A 5000-nucleotide genomic window follows, 5' to 3' on the forward strand; every position below is an offset into this window, starting at 1 on the left:
CCACAAGCGGCTGCGTGGTCTCGTCAACAAGGCGTTCACCCCGAAGATGGTCCAACGCATGGCGGACGACATCGAGCGGACCGTCGCCGTGCTCCTCGATGATCTGGATGGCCGTGACGTCGTCGACTTGGTGGAGCAGTACGCCGTACCCCTTCCCCTGTCGGTGATCGCCGAGATGCTCGGGGTCAGTGACGCCGACCGCGACCAGTTCCACATCTGGATGAAGCGGTTCTCCGCGGGTGCCGTCGCGGGCCCGATCCAGCTCATCCGTGCGCTTCCGAACGGGCAGCGGATGATGCGGCTGTTCGAGCGGCTCGCCGAGCAGCGTCGGGCCGAGCCCGATGATCGGCTCATATCAGCCCTGGTGCGGGCCAAGGAAGAAGGCGACCACCTCAACGATCAGGAGGTCCTCGCGATGATCTTCCTGCTGTTGCTCGCTGGTCACGAGAGCACCGCGAACCTCATCGGCAGTGCCACGCTCGCGCTCCTCGACAACCCTGAGCAGTTGATGCGTCTGCGAGAGAACCCGAAGCTGATCGACACCGCCGTCGAGGAGCTCCTCCGCTACACCACTCCGACGCCGTGCGGCGCGGCCCGGATCGCGTTGGAGGATGTCGAGGTCGCAGGCGTGACCCTCCCGAAGGGGAGCAACGTGCTCGGGATGATCATCTCCGCCAATCGTGACGAAGGCGTGTTCGACCACCCGGACGTGCTCGACCTCGGTCGCGACCCGAACCGTCACATCACGTTCGGGTTCGGGGCGCACTACTGCCTCGGCAGCGAGCTGGCGCGCCTCGAAGGCAGGACGGCGCTCGCCGCGTTGGTGCAGCGGTTCGAGCACATCGAGCTGGCCGTCGCCCGCTCGGAGCTGCGGTACAAGCCGACGCACCCGCTGCGCGGGTTGCGCAGCCTGCCGCTCAGGTTGCGGTGATCGCAGTGGGGGAGGCAAGCGAACAGCTCGACTACCCGATCAGGGACGAGGACATCGAGCGCACTGGCTGTAGCTGCCACCGCACGTCCGAGCCCGGTGCCACGCCGAGACGATCGCAAGAGACGCGCAGGCCGCCGCACAGTGGCGTAGCGCTCTCAATGCGGCAGCCCCGGCGGCAGGCGCCCGCCCATGGCGCGCATGAGCTTCTGGAGACCGCCTTTCTTCGAGGCGCGTTTCATGGTCTTCTGGATCTGGGTGAATTGCTTGAGCAGGCGGTTGACGTCCTGGACCTCGGTGCCGGAGCCCGCGGAGATGCGGCGCTTGCGCGAGGCCTTGATGAGGTCGGGGAAACGGCGCTCGCCGGGGGTCATCGAATCGATGATCGCCTCGAGCCGGATCAATTCTTTGTCGTCCATCCGGTCCTGCACGGGCTTCGGCAGATCGGATACGCCCGGCAGCTTGCTCATGAGCCCGCCGATGCCGCCCATCCCGCGCATCTGTTTGAGCTGGACACGGAAGTCCTCCAGATCGAAGCCCTGGCCTTTTTTCAGGCGCTCCGCCAGCTTCTCGGCCTCCTGGCGATCGACGCGGCGCTCCACCTCCTCGATGAGCCCCAGGACATCGCCCATGCCGAGGATGCGGGTCGCGATGCGATCGGGATAGAAGGGCTCGAGCGCGCCGGTCTTCTCGCCCATGCCCACGAACTTGATGGGCTGGCCGGTAATGAAACGCACCGAGAGCGCCGCGCCCCCGCGCGCATCGCCGTCGGCCTTGGTCAGGATCACGCCGGTCAGAGGCAGGGCCTCGTGGAAGGCACGGGCGGTCGTGGCGGCATCCTGGCCGCTCATGCTGTCCACTACGAACAGGGTCTCGATCGGATTCAGGACCGCATGGAGGCGCTTGACCTCGTCCATCATCTCGCTGTCGATGTGCAGACGCCCGGCGGTGTCCACGAGGAAGACGTCGTAGAATCCCTTGCGCGCCTGCCCGAGCGCCGCCTCCGCGATCGCCACCGCGCCGTCTTTCGGATCGGCCGGGAAGCAGTCCACGCCGATCTCGCGCGCCAAGACGGCGAGCTGGTCGATGGCCGCCGGGCGGTGGACATCGCAGGAGGCGAGAAACACTGACTTCTTGTCCTCTGCTTTGAGGCGGCGCGCGAGCTTGGCAACGGTCGTGGTCTTGCCCGAGCCCTGGAGCCCGGCCACCATCACCACATTGGGCGGCGCCTGGTGGAGGCTCAATTCCTCGCAGCGCTCGCCCATGAGCGTGGTCAGCTCGTCGCGCACGATGCGGATGAGGGCCTGCCCAGGGGTCAGGCTCTGCAGCACCTCCTGCCCGACCGCCCGCGCCCGAATGTGCTCGATGAAACCGCGCACCACCGGCAGGGCCACATCGGCCTCCAGGAACGCCAGGCGCAGCTCGCGCAGGGTCGCCTGGATGTTTTCTTCGCTCAGGCGCCCCTGCCCGCGCAGATCGCGGACGATGCGCGCAAGGCGTCCCGTGAGATTATCGAACATGGATCAGGATTACCGTCTGGGGGATTACCCTGGGGGGGATTGCTCCGGCGAATGGACTTGCGAGCCCCGCTCGTCTTTTCCGAGCGCGGCCTTTGTGTCATCATGCCGGCCCCTTCACGCGAGCGTTCATGAACACCCTGGCGATCGGCCTGACCGCGATCATACTCTATGTCGTGGCGGCGGCGCGGCTCTGCTTGGAGATCCTGCGCCGTACCCGCGGGGAGCCGCCGGGCAACCCGGCGGAACGCCTGCTCGGGTTCCTCGCCCTCCCCTTTCACGGCTTCATTCTCTACCAGGGCATCGTCACCGCCAGCGGGTTCAACCTCGGCGTCTTCAATGCGGCGTCGCTGGTGGCCTTCGTCATGGCCGCGATCATCCTCATCGCCACCTGGCGGCGGCCGCTCGAAAACCTCGCCGTCGTGCTCCTGCCACTCGCGGCGCTATGCATTGGCATGGAGCTCATCTTTCCCACCCGGTATGCCCTTTCGGCATCGGCACCCGCCGGTCTGCAGGGCCATATCCTGCTCTCCATCCTCGCCTACAGCTTGTTGATGCTGGCGGCGCTGGAGGCCGGGGTGCTGGCCGTCGAGGACCACCTCCTGCGCGCCCGCCGCCCGCTGCGCGCGGTGCAGGTGTTGCCCCCGCTCCAGACGCTCGAGGGCCTCATGTTCCAGCTCATCGGGGCCGGGTTCTTCCTCTTGAGCCTGGGCCTCATGAGCGGGATGATGTTCCTGAACGACATCTTCGCCCAGCACCTGGTGCACAAGACGGTGCTGTCGCTCGTCGCCTGGCTGGTGTTCGCCGTGTTGCTATTTGGCCGCTGGCGCTACGGCTGGCGCGGACGCACGGCCATCCGCTGCACGCTCGGCGGGTTCGCCTCCCTTATGCTCGCCTACTTCGGCAGCAAAGTCGTCCTGGAGCTGATCCTCCACCGCGTCTAGAACCCGCCGACCTCGTCGCCCGGCCCATTCGCGTCCCTAGCCGGGTTCGTCCCTCAATCCCTGGTACGCGGCCTCCTCCACCGCGTGCAAGGGTTTGCAGCCCTGCGCGATTCCAGTACCATGCGCCGGATCCTAAAGGGGCCCACCGCCCCTTTTTCATAACTCCTTGAAACACCAAAAGGGGACATCCATGTCGTTCGCTCTGACCGTTCGTGACATCGCCACCAATGTGCAGACAGAGGCCGTGGGCCACCTGAACCGAGAGGTCCTGATCTTCGTGGGCGGCGGCCTCGCCGCCGTGGTGGTCCTGGGGCTCATTATCGGATCCATGGCGCTCGCCTTCGCGCTGGTGTGCGGGGTCCTGGCCGTGGCGTATGGCGCCTTATCGGTGCGCTGGGTGCTCGACCATCCCGAGGGCAACGAGCGCATGCGCGAGATCGCCGCCGCGATCCAGCAGGGCGCCTCCGCCTATCTGAATCGCCAGTACACGACCATCGCCAAAGTCGGTGGGGCCTTGTTCCTGCTCATCGGGATGACCCTCGACTGGAAGACCGCCTTCGGATTCCTGGTGGGTGCCGTCCTCTCCGGCGCGACCGGCTACATCGGCATGAACATCTCGGTACGCGCCAACCTGCGCACCGCCGAGGCCGCCAGGCACGGGCTCAACGCGGCGTTGACCTTGGCCTTCCGCGGCGGGGCGATCACGGGCCTTTTGGTGGTGGGTTTGGGGCTTCTGGGCGTCGCCGGCTACTACGGGATCCTCGCGGCGCTGACCCCGGACGGGGCCACGGTCGAGCTGGCGCCGCTCGTGGGCCTGGGCTTCGGGGGCTCGCTCATCTCGATCTTCGCGCGTCTGGGCGGAGGGATCTTCACCAAGGGCGCGGATGTCGGCGCGGACCTCGTCGGCAAGGTCGAGGCCGGGATCCCGGAGGACGATCCGCGCAACCCGGCGGTCATCGCCGATAACGTCGGGGACAATGTCGGCGACTGCGCCGGCATGGCCGCGGATCTGTTCGAGACCTATGCGGTCACGGTGATCGCGACCATGCTGCTCGGCGGACTCTTGGTCAAGAGCGCGGTCACGAGTGCCGTGCTCTACCCGCTGGTCTTGGGCGGGGTGTCGATCATCGCCTCGGTCATCGGCACCTTCTTCGTCAAGATCACCGGCGAGGGCAAGATCATGGACGCCCTGTATCGCGGCCTCATCGTCGCGGGCGGCCTCGCGGCCGTCGCCTACCTACCGGTCACGGTGTTCATGATGTGGGGGGTCGAGGAGTACGGCGTGGTGCAGGTGTACCTCTCGGCGCTCGTAGGTCTCGCGCTCACGGCGGGTCTCGTCTACGTCACGGAGTACTACACCGGCACCCAATATCCGCCGGTGCGCCACATCGCCGAGGCCTCGACCACCGGCCATGCCACCAACATCATCGCCGGCCTCGGCGTCTCTATGAGGGCCACGGCGTATCCGGTCCTTTTGGTCTGCGCCAGCATCTTCCTGGCGTATGAGCTCAGCGGGCTCTACGGGATCGCCATCGCCGCGACCAGCATGCTGTCCATGACCGGGATCATCGTGGCCCTCGATGCCTACGGCCCCATCACCGACAATGCCGG

The 5000-nt window shown here is 66.7% G+C and carries 4 protein-coding genes (1 of these 4 running past the window's edge); 3 read left to right on the plus strand and 1 reads right to left on the minus strand.

The genetic code is table 11. The annotated features are described in order from the left end of the window. Positions 1 to 931, plus strand: a 931-nt coding sequence (locus tag M3461_03105) for a cytochrome P450 (protein MDQ3773418.1), incomplete at its 5' end; no start/stop codon positions are given. A 155-nt stretch (positions 932 to 1086) separates the two neighbouring features. Here the strand turns inward: M3461_03105 and ffh are convergent. After that, positions 1087 to 2448: a signal recognition particle protein gene (ffh, locus tag M3461_03110; GenBank protein MDQ3773419.1), complete on the minus strand. Its 1362-nt coding sequence runs from the start codon at positions 2446 to 2448 to the stop codon at positions 1087 to 1089. Between the two features lie 128 nt (positions 2449 to 2576). Here ffh and ccsA point away from each other — a divergent pair, with 128 nt between their 5' ends. Both ccsA and M3461_03120 read left to right on the plus strand, forming a co-directional pair. Further along, on the plus strand, positions 2577 to 3389 hold the full coding sequence (ccsA, locus tag M3461_03115) for a cytochrome c biogenesis protein CcsA (GenBank protein MDQ3773420.1): 813 nt from the start codon (positions 2577 to 2579) through the stop codon (positions 3387 to 3389). Positions 3390 to 3717: 328 nt separating this feature from the next. Then, positions 3718 to 5000 carry the 5' portion of a sodium-translocating pyrophosphatase gene (locus tag M3461_03120; GenBank protein MDQ3773421.1) on the plus strand. It continues 757 nt past the right edge of the window, so 1283 of the gene's 2040 nt are visible here — the first part of the coding sequence; it begins with the start codon at positions 3718 to 3720; its stop codon lies off the right edge, out of view.

This window comes from Pseudomonadota bacterium (assembly GCA_030860485.1).
Lineage (GTDB): Bacteria > Pseudomonadota > Gammaproteobacteria > JACCXJ01 > JACCXJ01 > JACCXJ01.

Excerpts from the sequence above, each read along its gene's own strand:
- ccsA (MDQ3773420.1), top strand. The coding sequence starts at position 2,577 with ATGAACACCCTGGCGATCGGCCTGACCGCGATCATACTCTATGTCGTG.
- ffh (MDQ3773419.1), bottom strand. The coding sequence starts at position 2,448 with ATGTTCGATAATCTCACGGGACGCCTTGCGCGCATCGTCCGCGATCTG.